The organism is Deltaproteobacteria bacterium (assembly GCA_016874735.1).
Taxonomy (GTDB): Bacteria; Bdellovibrionota_B; Oligoflexia; order Oligoflexales; family CAIYRB01; genus CAIYRB01.
Window position 1 is genome coordinate 1 of sequence record VGTI01000048.1, and the last position, 26,295, is coordinate 26,295.

The window sequence follows — 26,295 nt, forward strand, 5'->3', positions numbered from 1 at the left end:
TTTGAACAAATGATCGCCGCAATCCGCCTTATTTATGGGGCGGTCAAGGCGATCCACTAAGGTTTCGCGTTAGCGAATACCGCCGCTAAATCCGTTTGTATAAGTAAATTGCATCGAATATTATCCCTCCGCTCTTTGACAAGTAAGGTACGGGTTCGATGCCCAAAACATGGCATCGGTAAAAACCTTAGTGTTGTGTCGAGTGTACCTGTACGTGGCTACACTCACCCCGCCAACGCGGATTAAAACTGACATAACTTTCTAGCGTACAAGTCATTTTCGACCCTGGAACGGGGTTGCTCGCTGCAAGGCGGGTATCGGACGTGGAGTCCGCATAAGACCAGCTTAGCGAAGCGAATCTGGCAAGGACGGCGAAGCGTTAAAAAAGATGAGAAAGCGAGAAGCTGCGGCTTCAAGCAATTATCGGAAGCCTTACCCCTTTAGGGGTAGCGGTAGTTCACGAACTTTGGAGAAGAATAGCCTTTTCAATTCTGATCACAAACGTCGATGACCACCTACACAATCACGGCTTTCTGCACTCTGCTGGTGACCTCTGGCGCCTTGCTCCTGCATTCGACATAAACCCCTTTCCTGAACGTCAGCGTGATTTGAAAATTTGGATTTCAGAAGAGACTGGACCTGATGCAAGCATAGTGGCCCTCTGGTCTGTTCTTAAATATTTCAATATTTCCCAGATTCGCGCCAAGACGATACTTGGCGAGGTCGAGGCCGCTGTCAGTAGCTGGAGGGATGTCGGGAGGAAAGAGGCCGATATGAGCAATATAGAGCTAGAGGAATTTGTTGCTGCGTTTGAGCATTCTGAGAGAGAAGCTGCCAGGGCACATATATAAATGACTATATTTAGAGGAACAGTGGTGCTCGGCTTCGCGCTAGAGATGAAGGTGTTTAGACGGCCTGCGATGCTTTGATAGTAGGGTATAAGCTCGGGGCGTCGCCTTGGATAGGTGCGCGATTGGGTGACGGCAAATGACAGCCAGTCTCAAGGTCCAGGTTGGGGGCGTCATGCTGGGCATTTTTTGCCCCCTAACACCCTAAAATAATTGCCCCTATCTTGACAGTACTACGGTCTGCATTTGAATATTAAATAAGCTCGTGTTATCCGCACGGTCATGGTCAATTCACGACCGCCGCAACAACTCCATTTGAAACAGGAAGGTGGCAAGCAGTGTGGAAGGTTTATCACATCCAGTCTGGACGTATAGTTAAGGCCGGTTTTGACTCCGATGATCAGGCCAAAGAGTGGCTTGAGCGGCGTAAAGATCTTGCTGAGGACGAGCACGACATCGATGAGATGGACGAGGAAGAGGAAGAAGAATTTCTCGAGCGAGAAGCCGAGGAAGACGACGAAGCCTACGAGCCGGAATTCGACGACGAAGATGGTGATCGGGAGATTCCCTATCCTGAGGGCGGAAATCTCGGTGGCGATGTCGATGACGATGACGATGACGACCGTGACCACGGCGATCATGACGATGACGACGATGATCAGGGTGATGAAGATGACTACGGCGACGACGACGAAGAAGACGAAGACGACTACTAATGATGCGCTTTCAAGTTTTGGTTGATCGCAGCGAGCGGATCAACAAGTGTACGATTTTACCTCTAGCTGACCATCCCGCCATGGAGATAGTCCGTTACCACCGGGGGCGTCCGATTCCGGCGCTTTCGGGAGAGATGCTGCTTCATCCTGACGGCGTGTCGCTTGATGCCGTGGCGAGCAGCCAGCGCCACGAGGTTAATGTGCTCGCGGCGATAGACTGCACTTGGAAGCGCCTCGGTGCGGTCCTAAGGCTGGTCGAGCAGCCCTTGCCGCGACTGGTGCGTATCCCGCCAGGATTTGTGACGGCCTACCCACGCCGCAATAAGCAGAACCGCGATCCAGACGCGGGTCTGGCGACCATCGAGGCTGTCTTCATTGCAGCGGCGTTTCTCGGGCATTGGGACGAGAGCCTCCTTAGTCGTTACGCTTTCGGACAGGCGTTTTTGGACCTAAACCGTCGGGTATTTTTAGACTACGGGGTCGAGCGGCCAGTGGTAGTTGTGACCCCATGCCTGGACGCTCCCGTTACCTTCTGTTAATGCCGGCAAAATTCGTATATAGTGAGACCTTAGCGGATTAATTTTTTGCGGGGTGTTATCGCTATGCGGGAATGCGCGCGCCGGGTTCTATCGTGGCTCTTCTGCATCATTCTTTGGAGCAACGTAGTGCCGTTGCCAAGCGGCTTAGCGGATGGCAACGCCGTCGCCTGGGCGGCAGGCCCAGAGGCTAACGTGACGACGATGGAGCCGGCACCAGCCATGCAACCTGCGAGCGCTGCAGCGCCGGCCGAGGCAGATGCTGGCGGTACGGGTATCTTTAGCCGGGCCATGCAGGGTGGATTTATCGTCTTCACCTGTCTCCTGATTCTCTTGTCGATGTCGGTAGTTACTTGGGCAGTACTCATCGCCAAGTACGTCTATCTGCAGCGCTTGGCCAAGAGTGGGGAGGCTTTCACCAAGAGCTTTTGGGACTCTCGCTCCCTCAACGATCTTAACAGTCGCTTGGCTGAATACCCTTATAGTCCAGTGCGTGAGGTGTTCCGTAGCGGCTATGCCGAGCTAGTCCGCGGCAGTCAGTTGCTAGGCCAGGTTGCCTCCTCGGAGATCGCCGTGAACGCGGCCCTGGACAACATTAACCGAGCTCTCGCTAAGTCCAAGATGTTCGAGAGGCGTCGCCTCGAGAAGTTCATGTCGATGTTGGCCATTAGTGCTTCGGCCTGTCCTTTTATAGGTCTCTTCGGGACCGTTTGGGGGATCATGGGAGCCTTTGAGGGGATTGCCAAGACGGGAAGTGCGAGCTTAGCTGCTGTAGCTCCTGGTATCTCCGAGGCTCTGGTGTCAACGGCCTTCGGACTGGCTGCGGCGATCCCAGCGGTAGTCGGGTACAATATTTTTTCTGCCAGAGTGCGTTACCTGGTTGGTAGCATCGATGGATTTACGGCTGATTTCCTTAACATTGTTGAGCGTTATTTGGTTTCCGACAAACCACGCTCGAGTGTCGGGTCTGCCCCCACCGCCGCGGTGCAATCGCCTCTAGACAGTCGCATCTGAGTAAAGTGAGGTCCTATGGCATTCGGTAGAATAGGCCAGGAACGCGCCGGTGATGAGCAAGAGGCTCTGGCGGAGATCAACATCATCCCTCTCGTGGATGTGATGCTGGTGCTCCTGATCATCTTCATGGTGACCGCCCCTCTCAGCATCGGTGGGATCAAAGTCGATCTACCGATCAGCAAGGCCCGCGGCACCTCCGTTGATGAGGATAGGATTGTACTCTCCATCAATCGGCAGGGCGCTTACTACCTCGACAAGCAGCAAGTCGCGGATGCCGCTCTTGAGGCTAAATTCAAGGCTATTTATGAGTTTAGGCAGAAAAAGGAACTTTACATCCGTGCCGATACCGGGGTGCCTTATGGTCGGGTCGTCACGGCGATGAGTGCCGCCAGGCTAGCCGGTGTGACCAAACTTGCTATGCTGACAAATTCGCAAGCACAGCAATCACCACAAGCTACGCGTTAACCATGTAAATCGTTCATCCATACTCTTGTGAGTCGCATTATCAGTGGTTGAAGCCGAAACATCAGTAGGACAAATGGAGCCGAGTGTTGGTCGCGGTAGGCTTGCCGTGCTTCCTGCTGTCAATGCTCAGGATCGCCTACTATGGTTCTTTATTGGGGTGTCGACGATCATTCACACGTTCGTCTTAGCTGTGGGCTCATGGCAGATCCTCAATCAGAGCCCCAAAATCAACATGGATGAATGGTCCATGGATGCCGAGATCATGGCGGACTTTGAGGCCTCGGCTCCGTCCAAGACGACCTTGCCCCAGGCCGAGCTGAGACCAGAGGCCAAGGTTCCAGTGCAAATGCTGCCCCAATTGCCGCAGAAGTTTTCTGTCAAGGATGAGCCCAAACCGGAGGATCTCTTGCCAGAGCCGGCGCCGACGCCACAACCCGTCAAGCCGGCTGAAGCCAAGGCCGAACAGCCGCAACCCAAGCCGCAGGATCTGCCGGTTAAGACCGATAACAAGACAGACAATCAGCTGGCTGCGGCTGAGATTCTAAAGCGTGCTGCACTTGAACGTCTACGCGCCGAACAGAAGACGGCCAAAACACTACAAGCTCCTGAAAAAGATGCCGTGGCCAGACTGGGCGAGGCGCTGCGCAAGGACGGTCCTACCGCAGGGTCTGCAGTAGCTAAAGGTAAAATGAATGCCTACAGGTCACGGCTGTCTCAAGCGATCAGGCGGAATTATGCAGTGCCTGAAGCACTCGGTATCAAGGGTACGGCTCTATCTGTGGTGCTGATTATCTCGGTCTCGGAAAATGGCGAGCTTATCGAATTGCGGGTTAAAGAACCCTCTGGCAACCAAGCCTATGATGACGATACAGTACGAGCTGTACGGGCATCCGTGCCACTACCGCGACCACCAACTGAGTTTGTTGGCCAGCCGATTGCGGTGGCGTTTTCGCCCAGAGGTGTCTAGGAGGGAGTGAGCTAGTATGACTAGACTCAAGCAAACAGTAGCAAAGACTTTAATGGCTGTAGTTGCAGGATGTGGGCTCCTTGCCACCCTGTGGTCGTCAGGGCTTTATGCCGCGACGCCCGTGTTCACGGTCAACATCGATAATCCAAGCTTTCGTCGTTTGGTCACGGCCGTACCGCCGCTGGGCGGTGGTGCAGACCCTGAGTTGGCGCGGATCAGCAGTGAAGCGACTGCGGAACTCGGTCGCCTGCTCGACTTTTCTGGGCTCTTCAGTGTTATGTCCAGCGCTGGGTATCAAGAGATCTTGCGCAAAAATCCGAAAGCGCAATCAGCGGGTCAAGGACTTGATGGCATTGATCTGAATGCCTGGCGCGCTAGTGGGGTGGAGTCGCTCACGGTAGGGGAGATAGACCGTGACGGCCGTGAGTTTATTTTGACGCTACGCACTGTCGACATCACTATGCGTAAATTGATGGTAGGCAAGAAGTACTCGAAGGTCAGTCCGGCGCAGGTCAAGCAAGTCATTGCCCGATATGCAGACCGAGTCCTGCAAGCATACACGGGACGGCCTGGAATTTTCTCGTCGCGCCTCCTATTTGTCGGTAAGGCGACCAGGTCCTCTTATAAGCAAGTTTACATCTCGGATTTCGATGGTTCCAATGCCCAAGCTATCACCTCAAGTCAGGCGCCACATATTTCGCCAGCTTTCAGCCATGACGGTCGTTTTGTCACTTTCACCTCGTTCGAGGATGGAAATCCTGATCTCTTCATATATGAGATTGCGACCGGTAAGAAACGCAAGCTGTCCGGGCGTAAAGGCCTAAATAGCGGCAGTAACTGGGCATCAACCGACACAGTGGTAGCTTTTACAGGTTCGGCGGAGGGTGACGCCGATATCTTTGCCATCACTCCCGATGGTAAAAGGTCCCGTGCCATTATCCGTGGTCCTGGTTTAGATGTGGATCCTTCGTTCTCACCAGACAAGAAATGGCTGGCATTTGTGTCTGGGCGTTTTGGCAATCCGCATATTTTTCGCGCGGAGTTGAAGTGGGACGGTGAATCGGATGTGCGCGTCTTGAGTGATAAGCGGCTCACTTACGCTGGGTGGTGGAATGCGACCCCGTCCTGGTCACCAGACTCCAGTAAGATTGCATTCGCTGGCTACGATAGAGACATCGATCGTTTTGACATCTTTATGATGAATATCGATGGCACAGGTCTTGAGCGCCTCACGATTCGCTCAGGCGATAACGAGCATCCCACCTGGTCGCCAAATGGACAGCTCATAGTATTTGAGTCGAGTCGCCAGCCTGGTCGTGATATCAAAGGGGCGCGTCAGCTTTACGTCATGAATCGCGACGGCAGCAACCAACGGCTCCTTAAGACCGGCCTCTTTGAGGCGCAGGCCCCAGTTTGGGGGCCGCCCCAAGAGCAACAATGAAGCGCCTGAGGCTTTAAGACTATCAGTGAAACAGAGTCATGGATCTAAGTTCAAGTTTTGAGACACTCCAAGGCAGAAGTTTGATCTCGCCGCTAGGTATGGTTACGAGAGAGCCGCTGCTTAACGATTTTGTCGTTTATCTGACGACTATCTTGAGCGACATCAAAGCGCGCCCCGATGCCAATCACGAGATATATTTTTCATGGCAAAAACTGCGGGAGATTAGGCGTGCATTCAGTGCCATGATTCTGCGTGGCGAGCGCGCGCTGCATCAGCTGAGTGAACTGATTTGTGACCATTACTTTGCTTCTTATCAGTTGAGCACGGTAGTCGTTGGCGAGATCGACACGACCAAAGAGCGATTCGTCCTGTCTCAAGGACTATCGTCCAAGGATCTCTATTCAACCTCGGACCTTGACTTGGGCACGCGGCAATTAGCCAAGCTCCGTTTTACAGATGGGGTGAAGTGGAGTCCGGCATCGCTCGTGGCCAACTTTGTCGAATATCAGCCGACCGAACCCAATCCGATGAAGATCCAGAAGATTATCAGCCGCATTAAAGCGGAAGAGGAAATCTGGAACAAAGTGGTCGATGAGATTTTTGACCTAGACGGTATGGTGAGACGCGATAAACAGATGAGCCATCTTAGTCAGTTTGTCAAAGATGTTTTTGGTATCAAGATCGTCGTCGGCTCGACGTCTGACGTTCTGCCACTGCACGATTCACTCTTCACTGCTAACTGGAGTGCGGCTCAATTAGAGCGAATTGGCATCGAATTGCGGGACGATCGGCTCCACTTGGAGTTGTTAGAAACCAAGAATTATTTAACTCAGGACAGTCGCAAAGCTAGTGGCTGGGCTGCTATGAAGTCGGTCGTACAATGGGGTGGCCGTACGTTTGAAATCCAAGTACAGCCGCTGCGCAATTATTATGATGAGCAGGAGTATTTGACTAAGGAAAGTCACGCAGGATTCAAAGCCAAGCGCGAGACACTGCGTAACGATATCGCTGCTAAAGTACCACTGTTCGGCTTTTATCAAGCTCTACTCAAGTGGCTATTTCTAGCCGAGGCAGAACCAGGACAGGCGCCATCCTATCCTGGTGTACAGATCTTGCTGTCAGAGTAAGCACGTCAGTGGTCTTATACGACTTCAAGCAGGGCGCCGGCCCAGGTGAGTCCTGAACCAACGACGGCGACGGCAATAAGATCACCTACCTTGTATTTGTCCCAGTTCATCGAGAGCACGTTGGGTGCGCCTGCGCCACCCTGGTTGCCGTGGTGCTGGACATTACATAGGTGCTTGTCGTGGTGAAAGCCGAGCTTTTCCACTGCCGCCATCAGCATCCGGTAGTTAGCTTGATGAGCAACGAAATAGCTGATGTCATCAGGCTGCAAATTTTGTCGCTTCATAATCTCTTGTGTGACAGCCACAGTCTTGGTGACGGCAAATTTTTGCACGGCCGCCCCATTCTGCGAGAAGAAATCACCATCTGGTAATTTCACGTGCTGGCTACCGGCCGGTGATGAGATCACGACCGTGTCGCGCACCGCGAGGCCTCTAGCACCTGGTCGCGTCGAGACGATAGAGGCGGCAGCACCGTCACCGAAAAGTACGCAGCTGGCGCGGTCAGCGAAATTGACTCGGGTTGAATATCTCTCGGCATTAAAAATGGCAATATCCGTCGCCTGACCGCTCAGTAAAAGTCCCCGTGCCACGTGCAAATCAACGACGAAACTACTGCATGCAGAATTCACGTCAAACGCTGTGGTTTCGAGGCCTAGCGTTGCAGCGATCGCACAGGCATTAGCTGGGATATCCCAATCCGGAACTGAGGTTCCCGAGATCACCACGTTCGGATCATAATATGCCTGTGCGGAGCGCTCTTTAGCCATACGCCATGGCTCGCGGCACATCTCACCGATCGGCATGATGCGACCTTCTTGACGCAAGGTTGTCAGCGTGGTTTCGCCACGCCTTAGCTTGGTGACGTCGTCCAGCGCTAGTACGGTCCGACGCTCGATGATACCAACGCGCTCTTCAATCCATGCCGCCGAAGAACCGATGTCCAGCCCCTCGTAGAATTGATTGGTCAACTTAGTCGGCGGAAAATAATGTCCCATGCCAGTGATCACAGGGACTGGCGTAGCCTGTCGTGCAGTCATAATCGTCCTGATCGATTCAGGGTTAGGTTGTGTACATACCGCCGTTAACGTGTAGCGTGGTGCCCGTGATGTAGGCCGCCTTGTCCGAAGCTAAGAACTCCACTGCGTGAGCAATGTCCTCAGGGGTACCTAGTCGCTTCAGCGGTACTTTCGACAAAATAGCTTGTTTAACCTCGTCCTTGAGGTCTTTGGTCATATCTGTGGCAATGAATCCAGGAGCAACACAGTTGCACAGGATGCCCGCTGCTGCTAGTTCCTGAGCGATGCTCTGGGTGAATCCGGTGATGGCTGCTTTGGTTGCCGCATAGAGGCTCTGCCCTGCGTTGCCGGTATGACCAACCACAGAGCTCAGGTTGATGATCCTACCACTGCGTTGCCGAATCATAACCTTGGCAGCAAATTTCGATAGTAGGAACACTGGCCTCAGATTGGTTGCCATGAGCGTGTCGAAGTCGTCGGGCTTGGCAAATGCCAACACCTGGTCGATCGCTACGCCGGCGTTATTCACTAAAACATCAAGAGATCCAAGATCTTCCTTGACCACCTTGACAAGTTCCTGGGGGGCAGCCGGGTCGCTCAGATCGTAGCGATAGGCTTTGGCCTGGCCTTGAGGTAGCTCGGCGACGACGGCGCGCGCGCCCTCGTCGCCCGAGCGGTAGTGCACAGCAACCTTGTAACCGGCGCGGCCTAATGCTAAGGCACAAGCTGCGCCGATCCCTCGTGATCCGCCGGTAACTAGAGCAACTTTTTGACTCATCGGAACCCTCGATGTTGGCTGATATAGTTCGAGTTGTGTTGCCATTCAGTGCCAGGGAAACTAGCACTAAAGCCAATATGGCACAACTTCTGAGAATCAAACTGCACGTGGCACTCGTGGTCCACCTGGCCGGTGCTGGGTGTGCTACGTCCAGCTCCGAGGCGCCGCAGAAGGTATGGGAGGCCGTGCGGCAGGAAGATGCCGCCTATGTGCAGTTCACTGTTGACGGAGGGACGGCCGGTGCATCATCCCCCATCGCCCTCGCAGTGATAGCGCGGAAACACGAGCTTAAGCAGTGGGTGTACCCCTTGATTGCCTCTTATTTGCCGCCCGGTATCCCGTTGCCGCGGAAGATCCGTCTGGTAACTGCAGCCGACGAAATTCCGTTTGAACCCTACGAGGACAGTATTGACACCTCCTTGGGCGCGAGCAGTCCTGAACAGGCTTGGACGCACCTGGTGCATCGACTCTACGGCGCGGGTCTGACAAATCTGGCTGCGGGTAAGTTGACAGGCATTCCCTTGCCGCTCTCTCAAATGTCGCAGCAGTCAGTGCGTAGCAACGCTGATCTGAATCGCAATTTACTGGGCAGTCTTTGGATCGAAGGTTTGTCTACTTATGTAGCATCTCATGGTGAGCGTCTTGCCGCCAATCATCGTGGGATCCTCAGTTGGCAACAGCGCAGTCTCATCACGCCCAATTATCTAGATGTCCGCGATATTTTAGTTTTGGATGAGGATGCACGCGCACGCTGGACTAAGCTCTTGCGCTTAGAAGATAGTGAGGGGATCTTTGGGCGCATTGGTGCCAATATGGCGGCCCGCATCGAGCGCGCGCGCGGTGTCGATGGTTTGATTTCAGCATTAGGTCTTGGACCTGAGGGATTTTACGCGGCTTTTATGGAAGAGGCGCCAGGTGCTCTTGTGAGCTTTGAGCTGGCACCGGAATTACCATCGTCACCTATCGAGGAACCTGCCTTACCGCGACGTGTGACCCACTAAGGCGCGCTTTTAACGTCTTGAATTACAGACGAAGTCAAAAAGTGCTTGAGCCGTTGCCTCTGGTCGCTCGCGCGGGAAGAGATGGCCCACACCGTCCCACTTAATCAATGAAGCACCGCTAATCGCCGCGGCTATAAGGTCAGAATTTTGGTGACTGATAATTTGATCATCAGTGCCGGACAAAATAAGAGTTGGAGCTTTGATTTTGCCAATCTCGCTTCGTAAATTGAACGAGGCTATGGCCACTAACTGCTCCAGGAATACGGCGGTCCCCGCTGACGATGATTTCATGGTAGCGAGGAGGCGTGGCAGGTGGCTCGGGTCGGCCTTAAGATAGTTATCAGACACAAGGGCGCGGGCCGCCAGATCTGGCTTAAGGTAAAACAGAGCCCCCAGCAGCACCTTGAGTTTAGGGCGCACTAAATGCCCGGCGCAGGCTGTTGCGCCCAAGATGAGGTGATCGACAAAGTCCTGAAAATAGACCGCCATATGCTGAGCGACCATCCCGCCCATTGAGACACCGAATACATGAGCCTGCTTTAAACCGAGATAGTGGATCAGGAGTCTAGCATCGTCTGCGAAGGCGGTAATTGAGTGAGGCCTCGGACCGACGCTGCCGCCAACGCCTCTGTGATCATAGGTGATCACGCGAAAATGCTCCGCTAAGGCAGCGATAAACCGCGCGCTCCACATAGTTTGAGTCGCATTGATCCCGGTGATGCAAAGCAACGGGGTGCCGCTGCCGTGCTCGGTGTAGCTAATGGTGACATCACTCGACAATTGGGCCTGTTTTGGCCTTTTCTCCATAGCCTAGGCACCTCTCGTTATCCAAGGTAAAATCTAAGTATGCCCATGAACTTAAGGCAAAAATTACAAGCTGCATTGACGATATGCATGCTAACCGCTGCAACGATCGCCGTTTATTGGCCGTGTCTTGAGGGCCCGTTCTTTTTCGATGATGAACACTTTATCCAAAAAAATAGCCTAGTCCAGGATCTCGCAAACTGGCCTAAACTTTATACCTCGACCGTCACTCAAGGCGCAAACATCAAGGGGAACTTCTACCGACCAAATCAGCAAATGGTTTATGCCTTGCTCTACGCGCGCTTTGGCCAATCTACAACATTGCCATATCATCTGGTGCCGTTGCTTCTGCATCTTGGCTCAGGGATGATGCTCTTAATGTGGTTGCGCCGTCTGGGTCTAAGTTTAGTTGGGGCAGGTCTTGGTGCGGGGGTATTTCTTTTGCACCCAGTTCAGACGGAAGCGGTTTGTTACATTTCCGGACTGTCTGATCCCTTGGCTACATTCTTTATCATGACGGCAATCTTACTCATGACACCCATAGATTTGGGAGATAAGCGATCGTCGACTCGTCCTTGGGCAGTTGGAGCAAAAGTGATCGCCTTGATGCTAGTCGTATCGCTAGCCATGCTCAGCAAAGAAAGTGGCGTGGTTTTGGCTCCGATCTTGCTGTTCCTGATCCTTTATTTTTGTCTAATTGAGAAGCGTCGACCAAGAGCCGATGAATTAGCGGCACTTGCTGTCGTTGGTGTGCTTGCTGCCGCCAGTGTCGTCGCTAAATTCACCCTCTTTAAGTTTGGTGATGCAATAGGGTTAACGGACGCTGCCAATCCTTATACGCAGAGTTTGGTACTTAGGTTAACGACGTTTGTGAGTGTGATCTGGGATTATATGACACTACTGATTTGGCCGCGGCATCTATTCTATGAAAAACCTTATACGGCATACGCTGGACTCCTGCATGCACGCGGGCTTTTTGGACTAGGCTTGATCATAGTGGGTGCAGTCGCTAGTCTATTGGCGCGCCGCCGCCCACTGGTGGCTCTGGGCGTCACTTTTGTGGCCTCAGCCATGTTGCCGTTTAGCGGTATTGTCCCGCTCAATGCCATGTTTCTTGAACATTGGTTATATACGGCAATGATCGGTATATCCTTGTTGATCGGACTTGCGGCAGATTGGGCGTGGCGACGTCGGCAAGTCCTGAGCATAGGTATTACTGCGGGTGCTATGGGCTTAGGGCTATTGTCGTTGGCAAGCGCCCGAACCTGGGCCCGTACCGCTGAATGGGCTGATGTTGAGGCCTTCTATCTCAATGAAATCGCCCATGCTCATAATCCGGGGCGGATCTACAATAACCTGGGTATGTATTACGCTGATCAAGGTGATCCTGGTAGGGCCATCAAGTACTACGAACTCGCTGCTCAGAGTGATACAGGTAAGATGTTTGCGCAACCCCACCACAATCTGGCAATGGCCTATTTCCATGCGGGGCAGAATGAGCAAGCGCTCCGAGCTCTACATCAAGCGTTAAAGGTTGATCCACAGTTTATCTTTAGCCTGCGGGTCCTACATAGCTACTTTAAACAGAAAGGCGACGATATGCGTGCTAGCACTGTCGGCACGGCCCTGAAGTCTGTTGAAACTAGCACTGCCTATGATTTTGCCCAACTCGAGCGAGATGTATTCTAAATGAGTGCTCGTGCGCTCGTGATTATTGAGAGCACTTTTGTACCCGTCCCACTAGACATTTGAGACCAGGCGCACACATCCCACGGTTACTTGCAGCAAAAAATTTACTGGCATAAACAGCTTCGTCGTCGCAGGTAGCTCCCGCCTCGAGGGGTAGATTACAACTCCCGTTTTGACTGGCCTGAGCTCCTAGGCATACGTATGGCATCACACAGTCATTTGAAGACTCGCATGTTTCGGATTTTTTCCGTGAACCAAGTAACACTTGCGTACATGTCTGTGACGATTTGTTGGTCTTCTGCGCATCGAGGCATTGCATGGCCTGAACGCGATCAAAGCGAAAGCGACCTTGACTCACTCCAGAGTTGATCAATTCGATACACTGAGCTGTCGCCGATGCTAGGTTTTTTTGGCTGCCGTAGCTCTCAAATTGTTGACAGAAACTTTTGATCGATAAAGTTAGATCCTTGGCAATAGGCGGATCTTGAGCGGCCCATGCAAGCTCAACCTGAGTAATGAAGGTACCGGCTATCAAAAGAACATTTGCAATCTGCTTCAATGTATCCCTCTCACTAAGCGTCACCTTAAGAGCAAACTTCCGGCCCCTTTCCAGGTACAGGATCTGGCAGTGGGAAGGCTAAAATATCCTGGGACGTGCAATTAATAGCATTCGGATTTTTACAGCAGCACATCAGGCGCTTCACGTGAGGGCCATAGGCATCGTTCCATAATTTACCCAGCTCACTGTCGCTCTTGCCCTTCCAGCTCTCAGGAGCCGGTGGCATCCAAACTCTATGGAAGAAGTCTTTAGACGTGGTAGACGGTACGTTGGGAGGGATTGCTGCTCCAATGGAGTAGCCCAAATCGGCGTTACAAGTGGCTAGGTTTCCAATGCGGTGGCAGGTCGTACAGATTTGTGGCTCAGTCTTGCCGTTGACAGTAACTGGAGTCGTAGAGATAGCCTTTACCGGGTACTTGTCTTTCCATTTGGCGATGGATTTACCCACCAGAATCATCGGCACTTTCACTGGATTTGCCGGTATGGTCATGACCGTCTCGACCCAGGGAGTTCCCTTCAGTGCTCCGGTATCATGACACAGGATGCAGGCATCGTTGTCAGCCAAATGCTCTGGCGATCGCCATGTCCCTCGGGCGTTGCGCTTCCAGACCTGACTCACAATAGTTCCCGTCGATAATTCGGTAGGTGGTTTAGGATCGGGCAGCTCATGAAAATCGGGGATATGATCGTCGTCTGGGGACGGTATATAACCACCGTACACAGTGCCTACAAAGTCGAAGAAGCAGGTCTTGCCAGTCTTTGAATTGGTCCAGATCATGCCTAAACTATCAAAGGCATAAAGACTATTGAAAGAGTCGGCTCCAGGAGATGCCTTAAATTCAGCTAGTCTGGCAGCTTTATCGCGGTGATTGGTAAACTTTTGATCGCGGCAAATCAGATAGGCTTCGACGTTGGGGGCCAGCGTGCGATGAGTCACAAACCCGTAATTGGAGCAAGGCTCTGCGCCTAACCAAGAAGGCGTGTCGCAGGCAATTTTATGTTGCGTTAATAACCTATAGTTATCTGCATCGAGAGGTAATCCTTGAATCGTCGTTGGGACCTCTTTGCCGTCGAGGCAATTCCAGTGCGGTAATGTAGGTAAATGTTCGATGCCAAGTTCGCGTTTGCAAAGCTTGGCATACTCAATGACGTCATTATCAGGAGTCAACTTGCCCGGTGTCGTTGTTACCGTAGACGGCGCCGCGGGAGGCGAGGGTGTCGCGTTTGGTGTCGTCGTCGGCGCTTGCGACGGTGTTGCTGGGGTGGGACTAAGATGGCGTGAGTTACGTAAAACGCAGGCGCTAGCACCGCATGTCAGTGCCAAAACCACCGGCAAACAGATAGATGCGGATTTGGCCATCAAGATACCTTCTTTTCAATAATGACAGCTGGACGATTCCTGGTGCCTTGGTCGCCTTGTCCTGTGGCACCGCTATCGAGGTAAGCTTTGGTTTGAAATACGGTCTGGACAATCTCAGCCGTAGAGCGCCAAATCCCGTCGATATCGTTCGCTGCATCGGGGTGAAACCCCTCGTGCGCAGCACGGTTACGGAAGTCTTGAAAAACGTGCAATGACTTACAGAATTGGAACATCGTTAGGTCATCCTTGAATCCAAGTCCGAACATACCATTCAAACTATAAGGGCACTGTGTGCGCGAGAAGCACAGGAAGAAGAGGGCAAAAGCCTTAAGACCATCGAGCGTAAAGCGCTTGCCTGGACGGAACTGACAAATCGCGCGGAGCATCTTGCGTAGTTTAAAGTTACTGAAGAACGGAATCTCACGGACTATGGGAAGGGTCTCGATAAAGTGCTCGAAGTCATCCATGGCCTTTGGGATTGGTCGAGCGTAACCGATAATATCGAGGCGCCTTTGCAGAACCCCAGTATGCATGAGTCGCGAGCATGGTTCCTCATATGTTTCGCGGAATAGTAACTCAAGCGACTTGTATTGCATATCGATGACTGGGCTGAGATCGATGGAAGACGGTGCGCTGTTTGCCGTCGTTTGTATGTGAAAGAATAGGGCCGTCCGCAGCGCTCTTTTCACCTCGCTCGATAATTCGCGATAATTTGGAATCTTACCGCCGAGCTCTTGATCCAATCGTGTGTCACTGATCTCAACTGTTGAACCTGTTTCCCTTGGCTCGCGCACAGGGCGATTGTTCGCCGAAATCTGCAGAAGCCCGGTGAGCATGTCCCGCACCTCAAGGATCAGCGGATCTGATTTCTCAGTGACATTGAGATCGTTAAGTGCAGCGAGTAATTCGTTTTGGAGATTAGTCAGGTCAAGATTTTTGAGCTGCGTGCAGATTTCGACCTGCAGGTTGGCACTGAAGTTTGGTCGGGTTAAGCAGGCGATGAGCTCTTGGGCCGCTCTGGGAGTGCCAATTTCTCCGAGAGACTGCACGACGGCGCGGAGGTAATTGCCGTCCTGAGATCGTACGAAGTCCATGAGCTTTAGCACCGCTTGATCTTGACCGTGGAATCTACCCAGAGTGTTGATGTAACAAATTTTAAATAACCCATCGACTTGCCGCGAGACAGAAGCCAGTTTATCGAGTTTTTGCTCGCTAGGCTTCTGCCAGGAATCGACTAATAGCGTAAAAAAGTCGTCACCTGAGGCAGGTGTCACTTGTTTCTGCTCGTAAGCATGAGCGAAAAAGCGCTTACGCTGTGCTAGCTGGAGCGGATCCTCTGCGGTTGCCGTCGCTTGGGCGGTCCCGTCCACAACGTAATCACGGAACTGGGTGCTCTCAATCGGCCACTCACCACTAAGGGTCTTGGCTTGCTCTCTCTTTACGGCAGCAAATGGGAGGTGACTCGAACGCGTAGAAGTTTCATCGGTAAGGTCCAGACGGATACGCAACGGGAGTGCCGTAAGGAGATCCGCTGGATTCTCGGATGTGGTCAGGCGCGTCCGCAAATTTTCCAAAAGTGTAGACGGCACGGGAGAGGGAACAAGTCCAATGATGTTCGCGAGGCAGACGGCAAAAGCCTTATGATCCTCTATCTTAGCTACGATGGTGACAAGTCGTTCGGCAGGAATTCCGGCGAAAACTTCCCATGACGTTCGAGGCTCAATGGTTTGACTCGCAGCAAGAGCGGCTGCAATGGCTTCGTCAGAGAGCTCATGGCGACGCCAAAGCGGCGGCCATGTCGGCAGGTCGAGAGCAACTTGCGAAGGCGACTTAGACTTAACATTTTTGGTTGCTACTTTGGCCTGGGAGCCAGATTGGATAATGACTCTCAGTACATCACGCCAAGGTTCTGAGAAATCAGGTATACCGACAAATGTCTGCAAATCCAACGGGTGGAACATGGCGAGGTAGCCCAGTGCTGACACCATGGACTTGTCGTCGGGATGAAGAATACCGACACCCTGCTGCAGACTACGATTGGCTAAGGCGCGCAAACGCTCCGCATCCACGCGCCACTGACACGCGCGTTGGAGTAGTAGACCGTGAAGTGCTGTTGACATTTCCTCGATGCCGTCGGCACCTGCTGCAACACGCAGTAGCTGAGCCCCACCGGTGTGCTGAGCTAGGTCGACTATGGTGTAAAATAGGCGCTGCGAGACTAGCGGTGACTTGATCACCTGAAGCATGCGGAACCACAGTAAATTATCTGTCTTTTCTGCCCAAAGTCGGAGGGCTGAAACGGCGAGTTCCTGTGGAGCATGAGCGATTTGATTGATGAGGAAGTGCTCAAGTGCAAGACCGTCCCGACTTCCTGTGCGCGACAAGATTGCTAGTTTCTCTTCGTTAAGCAGATCGAGGCTAAGCAGATCTTCCGCCACCGAGATTGGAACATACTGATTAGCGTCCTGCATGGCCTTTAATGTCGCTAGACGCTCAGAGGTGCTGCGGTTTTGTAGATAATGGGTGTAATTTACGGAGGACTGAGGGTTAGTCAAAGCCGGACCTCGTCAACTGGGTTTAGTTATGCGTCAGGGGATAGATGAAGTTGCAGTGGTACCCATATTATAGCAGCATGATTTCGGGGTGCCAAAGTTCAGAAGGAGCAGTATCGTGCTTGGTCGACTGACAAGGATGCTTGGAAATTATATTATGCTAGTGGCTTTAGCTGCGCTACCAAGGCTAGGACTGGCAAAGGTGGCATCTGAGAAGTTGTCAGAACCTACTCCTGAGTCTTCTCTTGAGACCGCAATAAAAGAGATCTCAGGCATCGCTGTAGTGGACGACAAAATCGTCTTACTCCCCGAAGGTAAGGCCATGTTTTTAAGTCTTAATTGGCAAAAAAATGGCAAAAATCGAGAGGGCGTTTTTGGCCCCATCGAACATCAGGTGCGTCGTCCTCTTCCGGCCGGGATCGGTGAATCGGATTTAGTAGGTGCCGATTTGGTTGGTACGCGGTGGCTCATTCTCGATGGCACTGAATTTAGCATAAGGGAGGTGGCTACGGCTGATTCTAGCGAGGTTACGAAGAGGACCGTGGCATGGGATCTCATTAAACCACCAGCTGATCGCGGTGGTGAGCCAACGCGTGTCGAGACTGCAGCACTCCGCGCGCAGTTTCGTAAAAATTGGATGCGCAGCCCGGGCCGAAAAATCACTGGCTGGGCAAAGCGGGAAGGGAGTGGCAAAAAAAACGACGGTTCGACTTACCTCCTGGCAACCAAGATACCTGGGTATCCGGTGTTGGAGATGCGTTGCGGCGCAGGTGATGAGTCTTCAAGTTGTATTTTGACGCGCCGATGCTTTGTTGAGGGGGCTGACGATCTTAAACCCGCGGCAATGGCTGGTATAGGCTACAGCACCAAAACTAAGTTGGTCTATTTAGGTGATTCTGCACAACGTAAGATACATGTACTGCGCTATGACTCTTGTTTTCACATAGTCAAAGTCGGGGAACTAAAGTTATCTGATAAGTTGAAGCAGCTCAGCAACGTCTATGTCGATGCGGGTGACCGCCTTTGGCTTACGACACGTGCGCCCGACGATTATCTGAATGGATCGGTATATTACTGGCAACTTAAGCCTTAATTTGTGGTATACCGTGGGCAATTGGCTGGGATTTAGGGTTGTATTTCCATGATTTCATTGCGATTTGAAGCAGGGACGCTAGTGGCGATGCCGTCGCATCAGAAGGCGGATCCCCCCTGGTCGGGTATGACCTGGGATCAGCGCACATCTCAGTGGCGTGCACCAGCGCGGTGTTATCGTCAGTTGCTAATAGACGCCAAAGCCAACGGTCAGCAGTGGCAAGATGAGGCGCGAGATTATCAAACCTTAGACTTGGCGCTCGCCGAACCGATTGTTCCAAGGTCGCATCAAACCGAAGCATTGCGTGCCTGGAGGGACAGCGGGAAGTCTGGTTGCGTAGCTCTCCCCACTGGCGCCGGCAAGACTATCACGGCAGTCCTTGCCATTGTTATGACCGGTCGCTCAACTTTAGTTGTGGTGCCGACTATCGATCTCATGCAGCAGTGGGAGCGGGTCCTCAGTAAATTTCTAAGGGTCCATGCCACACCGTGTAAGATCGGTATACTGGGAGGCGGTGTCCACGATCCGCAGCCCATCACAGTCGCTACTTATGACTCAGCTTTGCTCCATATCGAGAGACTTGGCGCTAAGTATGGCTTACTGATATTCGATGAGTGTCATCATCTACCGGCTCCGCAGTATCAAACTATAGCGCTCGCATCGATTGCACCTTTTCGGCTTGGACTCTCGGCAACCATGGAGCGCGCTGATGGGCGCGAGAGTGTAGTTTACGAGCTGGTGGGACCGTTAGTTTATGAAGCCAAGATACAGGAGATGGTGTCTAAGGTTCTCGCTCCATACGATGTTTTCAATATTCAGGTCCCGATGAGTGACCAGGAGCGCCAAGCCTACGAAATGGCGCGTGCCACTTATACAAGTTTTCTCAAGCGTTCTGGGATTAGGTTCAATCAGGGCGCCGATTGGATGCAATTCGTCCGTATGGCAGCGCGTTCTGCTGATGGGCGACAGGCTATGCGCGCCTATCGTGAACAAAAGCGACTCGCACAGGCGGCATCCGGTAAGTTGGCAGCGACGTGGGATATACTTGGTCGCCACAAAGGTGAGCAAGTCATCATTTTTACCGATGACAATGCTATGGCTTACCGTATCGGGCGGGAATTTTTTGTTCCTGTCTTGACGCACCAAACTCGTCCCAAGGAGCGCAAGGCCTTTCTCGATGGTTTCCGTAGTGGTGCGATCACTATTTTGGCGACGTCTCGGGTATTAAATGAAGGCGTCGATGTTCCGGAGGCCAGTATCGGTGTAGTCCTGTCTGGAACAGGCACCGTGCGCGAGCACGTGCAACGCTTAGGACGCATCCTCCGCGCGCGCCCAGGTAAGCGCGCCGTGCTTTATGAAGTTATTGCTCAAGGTACGAGCGAATATTTTGTCAACCAACGTCGCAGGCAGCACGATGCTTACCAAGGATCTACTCCGCTATCGTAATCGTAAAGATCGCGTTTATCCCACTCTGGTAGATCCACAAGATGCCGGACTGCTTCGGGTCGCAGAAGGGATGATCGCGATCTTTCAACGTCATGTTGGTCGACGCCTAAGTGAACTCGACGAAGAGCTTAACTGCAGCGAGTTGGGGCAGCATCCGCATGCAGCTGGCTTGCGCAAATTACTGTTGGATCGCTCGAGCGAAGTCGAGGATGACGGTGCTGTAGCTTTGAGGCGTGAGCAGCTACTCGCCCAAGCACAAAAATTACGGGAAGAGGTTTCGTTTGCCTCGCTATTAGAGTTTCAGGAGGCCTTTGCCAAGGCGCAAGGATCCACAATTTCGCTGCTGCAAGAGCAGCTTTATGCAGATTTGCCGGATTTTAGGGTTCTAGAGGAATTTGAGACCATTGCGGCCACCGCGCTACTTCACAAATATAATTGCGCACAGATCCAAGGTCTGCTGATGATGGCAGAGGATGTTGAGATTCAAATCAAAAATCCTAGCCTTGAGGAGCGACGCAGTTTTTTTCGCAGTTTGAAGTTTCAACGTCTAATGACTGAGATCATTGTTGGCGAAGATGCGCGAGACATTCGTTGCAAGCTCAGTGGGCCTCTTCGGATTTTTCAGAATGCACAGAGCTATGGATTGCGGCTCGCACAATTTTTCCCTTATGTACTCCACCTAAAAAAATGGAGCTTAGTGGCCGGACTCAAGGTCAAGGGTAAATATTTTTCTCTAGAGCTAGATCAAAAAGTCGGTATCGAAAGTCATTACAAGAAAATGTCAGTATTCATCCCGCCAGAGATTACCAGCTTTATCGATAGTTTTAATGAGCGGGGTGGAACATACAAGGCCAGCGTGGGTATAGACCATGTACCCATAGGCCAGCAGTCTTACTGTTTTCCCGATGTAACATTCGTCACAGCTAAGGGAGCTAAGGTTCATCTTGAGATTTTTCACCGTTGGCATGCCGGTCAACTAGGTGCTCGACTCAATGCTTTGGATCAAATTGGCTTGCGGGGGTTGCTGGTCGGAGTGGCAGAGGAAATAGCGAAGTCCACCGAGGTGAGCCAGCAGCTAGCTAGCTCCACCTGGTTTAAAGACTGCGGTTTCACCTTCAAAACGGTCCCGACACCGAAATCGGTGGCGGCTGCGCTGGCAAGGCATGATGCCCTAACCTAGGAGACGGTACCCATCAGGGCTGGGTCATGCCGCCGTAGTGGGCGACGTATGCAAGCCCAAGTTTAGCGAAACCCGTAGCTAAATCAAAATCTCCGGATGTATCAATGGTATCGTCGGCAGTATGAATGTGTGGGTTGTGATTCGATGGGTTTTCAAAGGGAAAAGCCGCGGCATAACCCTCGCGATGCCAGGAGGCGTGATCACTACTGCCGCCGGATAGCGGGCGTTTAGCCCATGGTAACCCGACGTAATGATCGACGAGCTGTCCTAACCCATTATTAAATCCATCGTTCGTCTGGTTGCTGACCAACCAAATCTTGGCTGGCTCGGAGTCATCGCGCCACAGGTCCATATCAATTTGCATCATAGCGACGACAGGAACTCCTTTGGATCTGTAGGCGCTAGCGATGTCTTGGCTGCCGACTAGACCGATTTCCTCGGCCGCGTAGGCATGGATCTCAAGCGTTCGCTCTAGCTGGACATGATGTTCCATGAGTACCCGAAAGATTTCCAAGTTAGTAGCGGTCCCGCTGGCATTATCATCAGCGCCAGGTGAGCGCTTTGAGGTCCCGTCCTGCCAATTGACGCTATCGAGGTGACTGCCGAGGACGATCACTTCGTTAGGACGAGACTTGCCTTGAACCCGGACGACCAGACTACGCTGATTAGTCTTTCGTCCATGATCGTAAGTGGCAACACTTACATCGCTACGTGCACCCTGGAGCGTTCGGTATTGCTGTAGTAGATAATCAGCCACACCCTTGCCCGAAGGTGCTCCATGGTAGCGCGTTGGGATGTTGGCCAGGCCCTCGATGTCAGAGCGAATGCGCCCGTCTTTCACGCTCCTCGTGAGTTCATCAATTCTTGCATCAGTTGTCGCTATATCAATGAGAGGTACTGGTGTCGCCGCTTTGGTCGGAAAAATACTGCGCCCGGTTAACTTTAGAAGCGTTCCGCAAGCTAACCCTTCACCGTGCAGGCGGCCAGCTAGTTCCTCAACCTTGTTGTCGTGGAGTTGCATTAAGGCAAAGCGCGAGGGCTCGAAGTGGACCACCTCACCGTATTCGTCGACATTATCTGGCCACGCGATACGGTGAGACATGTTGACGACATATAGATCAGAGAAATCAGTGAAATTGGCATCCATCGCCTTGACAATGGTGATGTCACCATCGACATACAAGATGTTGTCTGGATTGACCGCGTACTTGCTAGCGGCACCACGAAGTATCTGCACGGGTGCCGCTAGAGCAGAACTAGCGACTGTTAAACCCCAAAAACAGAAACCAGCTAGCCGCATCATTCGGTTCATAGGGGACCCCCTTTTTCGCGGATTATGAATTATGAGAATTAATACTAAATAATTAAAAGTTTAATTTAAGTTGGCTGCGTGGTCAATCTCCCTCACGATGAGATTTTCTGCGGCTTGGTCGCTTGCGACTGCCATGCTTGGCCAGAATTTCTTTAGCCTCGGCTTTGGCGTTATTGGACCGCCTGGCAGTGCCCAGCTTCTGTCTGGCAGCTTTAACCGCCGTGGCATGATCGACGATTGGATCCGGATAATCTCTACCGATGATGCAGCCAATTTCCTTTTGTAAGCCTTGCGGCATCGTCCAAGGCTCGGCCAAATATTCTTTGGGAACCATCGTGAGCTCAGGGAGGTAACGTTTGACGAAAGTGCCCTCCGGATCATGATCTAGAAGCTGTTTTGTCGGATTATAGATCCGTATCGTGTTGATGCCAGTCGTGCCCGATTGCATCTGAACTTGCGAGTAGTGAATCCCCGGCTCGAAGTCGAGAAAGTGTCGCGCCAAGTGACGGGCGGTGAGCTGCCAGGGTAACCATAGGTCATAACTTGCGAATGAAACTAGCATGGCTCGCATACGGAAGTTGATCCAGCTAGTAGCGAGTAGCGCACGCATACAGGCATCGATCATCGGATATCCCGTTTCACCCTGAGACCAAGCCTCTAATAGGTGGGGGTGAGTCAGCTCATCGCGCAGACCGTCGTAAGCTGAAACCATGTTTTTGCTTTCGATGTGGGGTGCATCTTCAAGCTTTTGCATGAAATGACAATGCCAGCGTAGCCGTGCTTCAAAGGCACGTAGAGACTTTTTTGTAATCTTGGCAGCTGCTGGTGGGGCATCCTCGGCTAAAGCCAAATAATGCAGTAGTTGGTGGTAGATCTGGCGCATAGAGATAGTGCCGTAAGCGAGGTGGGTGCTGATGCGGCTGCAGCTATCTCCAGCGGTCACGGGGCTCGACATTTCAGTAGCATAGTTTTTGCCGCGGATCTCAAAAAAGCTACTCAGCGTCTTTGCGGCATGTGTGGCCCCACCTAATTGGAGAATTTTTGTTGTCGTGCGGTCTTTGCCAAAGGTATCTGCTCCCACTAGACCGGCAGATTTTATCGCGCCCCTGAAAACGACAGAACTACTTGGTAGTTGCACTATAGGCTCGGACATTCTCATGTTCCACCTTGCCGCCCATCCGTCACGAGATTGTAAGCGCCTTATGACACCGTTCTGCGAAAATTCCTGCCAAGAAATGCCGAATTCCTGGCAGTAATCCTTGACGCGTAGGTCTCTTTGGAAACTTAACTGATGTCCCGTTTCGCGATGTGAGTACAAGGCGGCGATGCCGTGGCTTCGGCGCAGATCATCGAGTACTGTTGGGATCTCACCGATACGCGTCACGAGTGGCACGCCCACACTGCTCAAGCTAGCCTCAAGTTCAGCGAGACATTGATTAAGGAAAAGGTGGTGCGACGTATGGTATTCATTTGCAGCAATGAAACTCGGCTCGTATACGTAGACAGCGACAGCGTTACCCGCCATCATCGCAGCTGCAAGGGGCGCATGATCGGCAAGGCGCAGATCTTTTTTAAGCCAGACTAAATTGAGTGGTATTTTGGTCATGGCAAGATGCCTTTAGATACAGTTGTGATTTACGAGTTGGGAGGCATCATTGATCATGCCACCTATCATGGTTGTGATCAAATTGCTACCTGGGTCCCGTAGACCGTGATAAAATTAAGCCAAGATCGAGATTTCAATTTTCGTATTTGGATGCAGGGTGACTACGCATAATTGCCAATTCGCTGCCCGTTGGGAGTGTCCAGCTGGGATGTATCTCCCCTCTCTCCTTTTAGGCTTTGCCTTGATCGGAGCTAGCACCGGCTTTGCTGGTGTTATTAGTTCGGATCCATCGATAAACTGTAGCGCTGCTGGTGGCGACGGGAAGGAATGCAGTGGTATCAGACCGAGTGTTTTGGAAGGCCGCTTTGGCGGTAATGTCGGACTTGATGCGTCTTTTGCCATACGTAGCCAAAAAAACTACAATTTGAGTTACGACGGATCCACGCAGTCTATGGGTCGCGATTTCCGCCTTGAGGATGGCATCGGGCTTAAATTGGGTGTGGACTGGCGTTTTCATTTTTTTGACTGGTTAGGACTCGTAGGCACTGTCGGTATCGATATGAATTCCATATCCTCACCCGATAGTTCAGACGAAACGAGCGGCAGCTCATACTCTGGCTCTGGACGCGCTATGGGTTACAACGAGTCAGTCAACTTGGGCTACACTGGCGGTTACCTCGGTGCCTCCATTTACGTCCCTGTACAGAAGATCACGCAAGCTGGATTTTTTGTAAGTGCGAGACGAACCCTCGTTAAGAAAGCCGAGTTAAGCATGAAATTTAGTCGCTACGGCGACGCTATTAAGCGCGAGGCGACTGTAGTCCACGCACCTCAGGAAATTGCCATGGGTTTTTTCTTGAGCGTATTCTATGTGAACTATGTCAAGCGTTTTGAATCATGGCGCATTGTACCGCAGGGGGGCGAATCTTACTCGCCATATACCGGTCATGCAGACGGCATTGAACTTGGGCTTAGCGGTCCCATTTGGAGTATCTGGCCTTGAGTCAGGGCACAGTTAATTTGTAACCAGATCATCAATCAAGCGACCATAGTTACAGAAAGCCGATAGATTCAGATCTACCTCAAAATCGATAATTTGCGGGTCATCGGTCTGCGATTCTTTGAGCGAGGTTTGGGCGACAATGTAGTCATCCCAAAGTTTGTAACGGTCCTGGATCGCAGCAGATAGATTGAAACTACCATCATCCCGGAGAAAATAACTCTGTCTATCGAATAACTGCTGCTGCGTCGCCTCGGGAATCAGCATGGTAAAGTACCGGGGAAAGTACATGGTCTCAAAGGGGATCACAGGATAAAGTGGGAAAAGCGCTTTTCCCTCGACATCTCGCCATGGCCGTTTTGGGAATACTAGATCAATCGCCCCATGATTTTGCGCTTTTTCTGTCGTTGTTTTGACCTGAAACATCCCTGGCTGCGAGCCAGAGTAAGTGACCGTCTTATAGGTAGGGACAGAGCTCGTAGCTAAAAGCAGCGTTGGCTGCCCGTGAATGGCCAGTAACGATACTTGCAGGTCGTCGTTGTATCGATTGTCCTTGGCCATCTTGACGAAGTGGTCTGCGGATGTATCGGTAAGTGCGTAAAATGGAGAGAGATGATCGCCCCGATCTTTGCTCGTAGCATCGGCGTAGCTGTCCCATCTGTAGAACGATTTTACAATATCGCGGAATCCGCGGTAGATGGCCTCGCGCACTTCTGCTGCTTTATCGATGACGATACCTTTTGGAGGTTTAGGTAACACGGCTTTAATCTTGGTAGTGAGTTTGCGTTTAGGTTTGCCATTGTTACAGTACAAGGAGAAAACTTTGCGAGGGTCCGTTGTGAGGGGGTCATCATTCTTTGTGATTGCGATTAGTTCTTTGTCCAAGGGTGTTAGATAACCGCGCACCTCATGCAGAGGGCCTAATTCCGCGGGAAGATAAATCCCGACAGGTGCGGAGACGCAGCCAGAGATGAGTAGTACAGCAAAAATTGCTTTAATGAGCATCGAGGATCACCTGGACGGCATCGTGGTTTTTCCACTTTTTCGATCTTAAATCGAGAGATTTTGGGGTGTATCCTTTGGCTTCGATGGTCACGGTTTCATCTTCGGGAAATATCACAACGGATGCCGGATGTCCGCTGCAGCTCACAGTTCGCGCACGCGGACCTTTGAATACTAATTTTGTACAAGATGGTACCGATGCGATGTTGAGCACAATTTTCTCGCGACTAATGCTTTCCCTTGCTGGTTGGATTTTTGTATCGCGCAATGCTGTAAGGTGTTTGGGATGTTGTGAAGTAGGCTTAGAAGTTGCTTCCGCGGCCTGCTCATCCTCTCCCAGGATAGCCTGAGATAAATCGAATTGGCACTGAAGCCAAAGAAGAACCGATCCCGAGTCTTGTAGTTCGATCTGTTCTCGCGATGGCAGGCAGGTGAGTCCCTTGAAGGTGACGTGATCTTCGACCGACTGATGGAAGTCCACACCTTCGCTAGTTTCGGTTAGAATCGCATGCACGCGGCCACTGTGATTAAGGAAGTCAGCGGCGGATGCCTTACAGCCTCGAATAGCTTCGCCTCGAGCGATATCAATAGATGGGCCGGACCCAGAGCAAACTGTTGCGAGCTTATGACCATCGCGTTTAGTCGCGTTGTTACGCGCCCACTCCGGTATAGCCGTAGCAGTTGTGGTGCTTAGCGCAAACTGAATGATAATTAATGTACGGCCGATATTCATAAGTTTTCTGAATTGCTATCACCCTTTTTCAAGGGATTTAGGCTCTCGAT

At 51.9% G+C, this 26,295-nt stretch carries 23 protein-coding genes and 1 pseudogene; 13 read left to right on the top strand and 11 right to left on the bottom strand.

The genetic code is table 11. The features are described 5' to 3' along the window. Positions 1-404 precede the first annotated feature (404 nt). Positions 405-851 (top strand): HipA domain-containing protein, encoded by a 447-nt coding sequence (locus FJ146_15455; protein MBM4253365.1) that lies wholly within the window; start codon positions 405-407, stop codon positions 849-851. 442 nt (positions 852-1,293) lie between these two features. Here FJ146_15455 and FJ146_15460 read toward each other — a convergent pair. Continuing rightward, positions 1,294-1,557 (bottom strand): annotated as a pseudogene (locus FJ146_15460) (hypothetical protein). A 6-nt stretch (positions 1,558-1,563) separates the two neighbouring features. Here FJ146_15460 and FJ146_15465 point away from each other — a divergent pair. The 6 genes from FJ146_15465 (at position 1,564) to FJ146_15490 (ending at position 7,114) form a co-directional block, all read left to right on the top strand. Next, a complete protein-coding gene (locus tag FJ146_15465) occupies positions 1,564-2,103 on the top strand; it encodes a DUF367 domain-containing protein (protein ID MBM4253366.1) in 540 nt (179 codons plus the stop codon). Positions 2,104-2,166: 63 nt separating this feature from the next. Next, positions 2,167-3,114, top strand: coding sequence for a Tol-Pal system subunit TolQ (locus FJ146_15470; protein MBM4253367.1), 948 nt, complete (start codon positions 2,167-2,169; stop codon positions 3,112-3,114). Between the two features lie 15 nt (positions 3,115-3,129). Continuing rightward, positions 3,130-3,579 carry a biopolymer transporter ExbD gene (locus tag FJ146_15475; GenBank protein MBM4253368.1) on the top strand — a complete coding sequence of 150 codons (450 nt, stop codon included), beginning with the start codon at positions 3,130-3,132 and terminating at the stop codon, positions 3,577-3,579. Positions 3,580-3,652: 73 nt separating this feature from the next. Then, positions 3,653-4,546, top strand: coding sequence for a TonB family protein (locus FJ146_15480; GenBank protein MBM4253369.1), 894 nt, complete (start codon positions 3,653-3,655; stop codon positions 4,544-4,546). Between the two features lie 16 nt (positions 4,547-4,562). Beyond that, positions 4,563-5,987 (top strand): hypothetical protein, encoded by a 1,425-nt coding sequence (locus tag FJ146_15485; GenBank protein MBM4253370.1) that lies wholly within the window; start codon positions 4,563-4,565, stop codon positions 5,985-5,987. Between the two features lie 38 nt (positions 5,988-6,025). Further along, entirely contained in the window at positions 6,026-7,114 is a 1,089-nt protein-coding gene (locus tag FJ146_15490; protein ID MBM4253371.1) for a hypothetical protein, read from the top strand. A 14-nt stretch (positions 7,115-7,128) separates the two neighbouring features. Here FJ146_15490 and FJ146_15495 read toward each other — a convergent pair whose 3' ends face one another. Together FJ146_15495 and FJ146_15500 are read right to left on the bottom strand one after the other, a co-directional pair. Then, positions 7,129-8,151, bottom strand: a complete 1,023-nt coding sequence (locus FJ146_15495) for a ketoacyl-ACP synthase III (GenBank protein MBM4253372.1) — start codon at positions 8,149-8,151, stop codon at positions 7,129-7,131. Between the two features lie 22 nt (positions 8,152-8,173). Next, the gene (locus tag FJ146_15500; GenBank protein ID MBM4253373.1) at positions 8,174-8,908 is read right to left on the bottom strand and encodes a beta-ketoacyl-ACP reductase; all 735 of its coding nucleotides are present in this window, start codon (positions 8,906-8,908) and stop codon (positions 8,174-8,176) included. Positions 8,909-8,919: 11 nt separating this feature from the next. Between FJ146_15500 and FJ146_15505 the strand changes: the two genes are divergently transcribed. Continuing rightward, positions 8,920-9,909 carry a hypothetical protein gene (locus FJ146_15505; protein MBM4253374.1) on the top strand — a complete coding sequence of 330 codons (990 nt, stop codon included), beginning with the start codon at positions 8,920-8,922 and terminating at the stop codon, positions 9,907-9,909. Between the two features lie 9 nt (positions 9,910-9,918). Here FJ146_15505 and FJ146_15510 read toward each other — a convergent pair whose 3' ends face one another. Continuing rightward, on the bottom strand, positions 9,919-10,716 hold the full coding sequence (locus tag FJ146_15510; GenBank protein MBM4253375.1) for an alpha/beta hydrolase: 798 nt from the start codon (positions 10,714-10,716) through the stop codon (positions 9,919-9,921). Between the two features lie 39 nt (positions 10,717-10,755). Here FJ146_15510 and FJ146_15515 point away from each other — a divergent pair, with 39 nt between their 5' ends. Further along, a complete protein-coding gene (locus FJ146_15515; GenBank protein ID MBM4253376.1) occupies positions 10,756-12,402 on the top strand; it encodes a tetratricopeptide repeat protein in 1,647 nt (548 codons plus the stop codon). Between the two features lie 22 nt (positions 12,403-12,424). Here the strand turns inward: FJ146_15515 and FJ146_15520 are convergent, their stop codons facing one another. From FJ146_15520 to FJ146_15530, 3 genes are read right to left on the bottom strand one after another with little or no spacing between them, the layout of a single operon-like run. Further along, complete coding sequence (locus FJ146_15520; GenBank protein MBM4253377.1) at positions 12,425-12,961, bottom strand: hypothetical protein; 537 nt, start codon at positions 12,959-12,961, stop codon at positions 12,425-12,427. Positions 12,962-12,986: 25 nt separating this feature from the next. After that, complete coding sequence (locus FJ146_15525; protein ID MBM4253378.1) at positions 12,987-14,321, bottom strand: hypothetical protein; 1,335 nt, start codon at positions 14,319-14,321, stop codon at positions 12,987-12,989. Then, positions 14,321-16,876, bottom strand: coding sequence for a HEAT repeat domain-containing protein (locus tag FJ146_15530; protein ID MBM4253379.1), 2,556 nt, complete (start codon positions 16,874-16,876; stop codon positions 14,321-14,323). The genes FJ146_15525 and FJ146_15530 overlap by 1 nt, the downstream gene beginning before the upstream one ends. Before the next feature lie 115 nt (positions 16,877-16,991). Between FJ146_15530 and FJ146_15535 the strand changes: the two genes are divergently transcribed. The 3 genes from FJ146_15535 to FJ146_15545 are packed head-to-tail and all read left to right on the top strand — an operon-like array spanning position 16,992 to position 20,592. Beyond that, positions 16,992-17,966, top strand: coding sequence for a hypothetical protein (locus FJ146_15535; GenBank protein ID MBM4253380.1), 975 nt, complete (start codon positions 16,992-16,994; stop codon positions 17,964-17,966). A gap of 48 nt (positions 17,967-18,014) precedes the next feature. Then, positions 18,015-19,412 carry a DEAD/DEAH box helicase gene (locus FJ146_15540; GenBank protein ID MBM4253381.1) on the top strand — a complete coding sequence of 466 codons (1,398 nt, stop codon included), beginning with the start codon at positions 18,015-18,017 and terminating at the stop codon, positions 19,410-19,412. Then, positions 19,321-20,592 (top strand): DUF790 family protein, encoded by a 1,272-nt coding sequence (locus FJ146_15545; GenBank protein ID MBM4253382.1) that lies wholly within the window; start codon positions 19,321-19,323, stop codon positions 20,590-20,592. Before FJ146_15540 ends, FJ146_15545 begins: the two co-directional genes overlap by 92 nt. A gap of 13 nt (positions 20,593-20,605) precedes the next feature. Here the strand turns inward: FJ146_15545 and FJ146_15550 are convergent, their stop codons facing one another. Next, the gene (locus FJ146_15550; GenBank protein ID MBM4253383.1) at positions 20,606-21,904 is read right to left on the bottom strand and encodes a M20/M25/M40 family metallo-hydrolase; all 1,299 of its coding nucleotides are present in this window, start codon (positions 21,902-21,904) and stop codon (positions 20,606-20,608) included. A gap of 82 nt (positions 21,905-21,986) precedes the next feature. Further along, complete coding sequence (locus FJ146_15555) at positions 21,987-23,510, bottom strand: deoxyribodipyrimidine photo-lyase/cryptochrome family protein (GenBank protein ID MBM4253384.1); 1,524 nt, start codon at positions 23,508-23,510, stop codon at positions 21,987-21,989. A 208-nt stretch (positions 23,511-23,718) separates the two neighbouring features. On the opposite strand from FJ146_15555, the gene FJ146_15560 reads away from it, so the two are divergent. Beyond that, on the top strand, positions 23,719-24,513 hold the full coding sequence (locus tag FJ146_15560; GenBank protein MBM4253385.1) for a hypothetical protein: 795 nt from the start codon (positions 23,719-23,721) through the stop codon (positions 24,511-24,513). Positions 24,514-24,525: 12 nt separating this feature from the next. On the opposite strand, the gene FJ146_15565 is transcribed toward FJ146_15560, so the two are convergent. Together FJ146_15565 and FJ146_15570 are read right to left on the bottom strand one after the other, a co-directional pair. Next, a complete protein-coding gene (locus FJ146_15565) occupies positions 24,526-25,515 on the bottom strand; it encodes a hypothetical protein (GenBank protein MBM4253386.1) in 990 nt (329 codons plus the stop codon). Beyond that, positions 25,505-26,245 (bottom strand): hypothetical protein, encoded by a 741-nt coding sequence (locus tag FJ146_15570; protein ID MBM4253387.1) that lies wholly within the window; start codon positions 26,243-26,245, stop codon positions 25,505-25,507. The genes FJ146_15565 and FJ146_15570 overlap by 11 nt, the downstream gene beginning before the upstream one ends. Positions 26,246-26,295: the final 50 nt, after the last annotated feature.

What these genes read in the sequence shown, in the direction of transcription:
- FJ146_15550 (MBM4253383.1), bottom strand. Translation starts at nt 21,904, where the DNA reads ATGAACCGAATGATGCGGCTAGCTGGTTTCTGTTTTTGGGGTTTAACA.
- FJ146_15480 (MBM4253369.1), top strand. Translation starts at nt 3,653, where the DNA reads ATGGAGCCGAGTGTTGGTCGCGGTAGGCTTGCCGTGCTTCCTGCTGTC.
- FJ146_15465 (MBM4253366.1), top strand. Translation starts at nt 1,564, where the DNA reads ATGATGCGCTTTCAAGTTTTGGTTGATCGCAGCGAGCGGATCAACAAG.
- FJ146_15555 (MBM4253384.1), bottom strand. Translation starts at nt 23,510, where the DNA reads ATGACCAAAATACCACTCAATTTAGTCTGGCTTAAAAAAGATCTGCGC.
- FJ146_15570 (MBM4253387.1), bottom strand. Translation starts at nt 26,245, where the DNA reads ATGAATATCGGCCGTACATTAATTATCATTCAGTTTGCGCTAAGCACC.
- FJ146_15510 (MBM4253375.1), bottom strand. Translation starts at nt 10,716, where the DNA reads ATGGAGAAAAGGCCAAAACAGGCCCAATTGTCGAGTGATGTCACCATT.
- FJ146_15565 (MBM4253386.1), bottom strand. Translation starts at nt 25,515, where the DNA reads ATGCTCATTAAAGCAATTTTTGCTGTACTACTCATCTCTGGCTGCGTC.
- FJ146_15495 (MBM4253372.1), bottom strand. Translation starts at nt 8,151, where the DNA reads ATGACTGCACGACAGGCTACGCCAGTCCCTGTGATCACTGGCATGGGA.
- FJ146_15490 (MBM4253371.1), top strand. Translation starts at nt 6,026, where the DNA reads ATGGATCTAAGTTCAAGTTTTGAGACACTCCAAGGCAGAAGTTTGATC.
- FJ146_15500 (MBM4253373.1), bottom strand. Translation starts at nt 8,908, where the DNA reads ATGAGTCAAAAAGTTGCTCTAGTTACCGGCGGATCACGAGGGATCGGC.
- FJ146_15485 (MBM4253370.1), top strand. Translation starts at nt 4,563, where the DNA reads ATGACTAGACTCAAGCAAACAGTAGCAAAGACTTTAATGGCTGTAGTT.
- FJ146_15475 (MBM4253368.1), top strand. Translation starts at nt 3,130, where the DNA reads ATGGCATTCGGTAGAATAGGCCAGGAACGCGCCGGTGATGAGCAAGAG.
- FJ146_15505 (MBM4253374.1), top strand. Translation starts at nt 8,920, where the DNA reads ATGTTGGCTGATATAGTTCGAGTTGTGTTGCCATTCAGTGCCAGGGAA.
- FJ146_15515 (MBM4253376.1), top strand. Translation starts at nt 10,756, where the DNA reads ATGCCCATGAACTTAAGGCAAAAATTACAAGCTGCATTGACGATATGC.
- FJ146_15525 (MBM4253378.1), bottom strand. Translation starts at nt 14,321, where the DNA reads ATGGCCAAATCCGCATCTATCTGTTTGCCGGTGGTTTTGGCACTGACA.
- FJ146_15540 (MBM4253381.1), top strand. Translation starts at nt 18,015, where the DNA reads ATGATTTCATTGCGATTTGAAGCAGGGACGCTAGTGGCGATGCCGTCG.
- FJ146_15470 (MBM4253367.1), top strand. Translation starts at nt 2,167, where the DNA reads ATGCGGGAATGCGCGCGCCGGGTTCTATCGTGGCTCTTCTGCATCATT.
- FJ146_15560 (MBM4253385.1), top strand. Translation starts at nt 23,719, where the DNA reads ATGTATCTCCCCTCTCTCCTTTTAGGCTTTGCCTTGATCGGAGCTAGC.
- FJ146_15545 (MBM4253382.1), top strand. Translation starts at nt 19,321, where the DNA reads ATGAAGTTATTGCTCAAGGTACGAGCGAATATTTTGTCAACCAACGTC.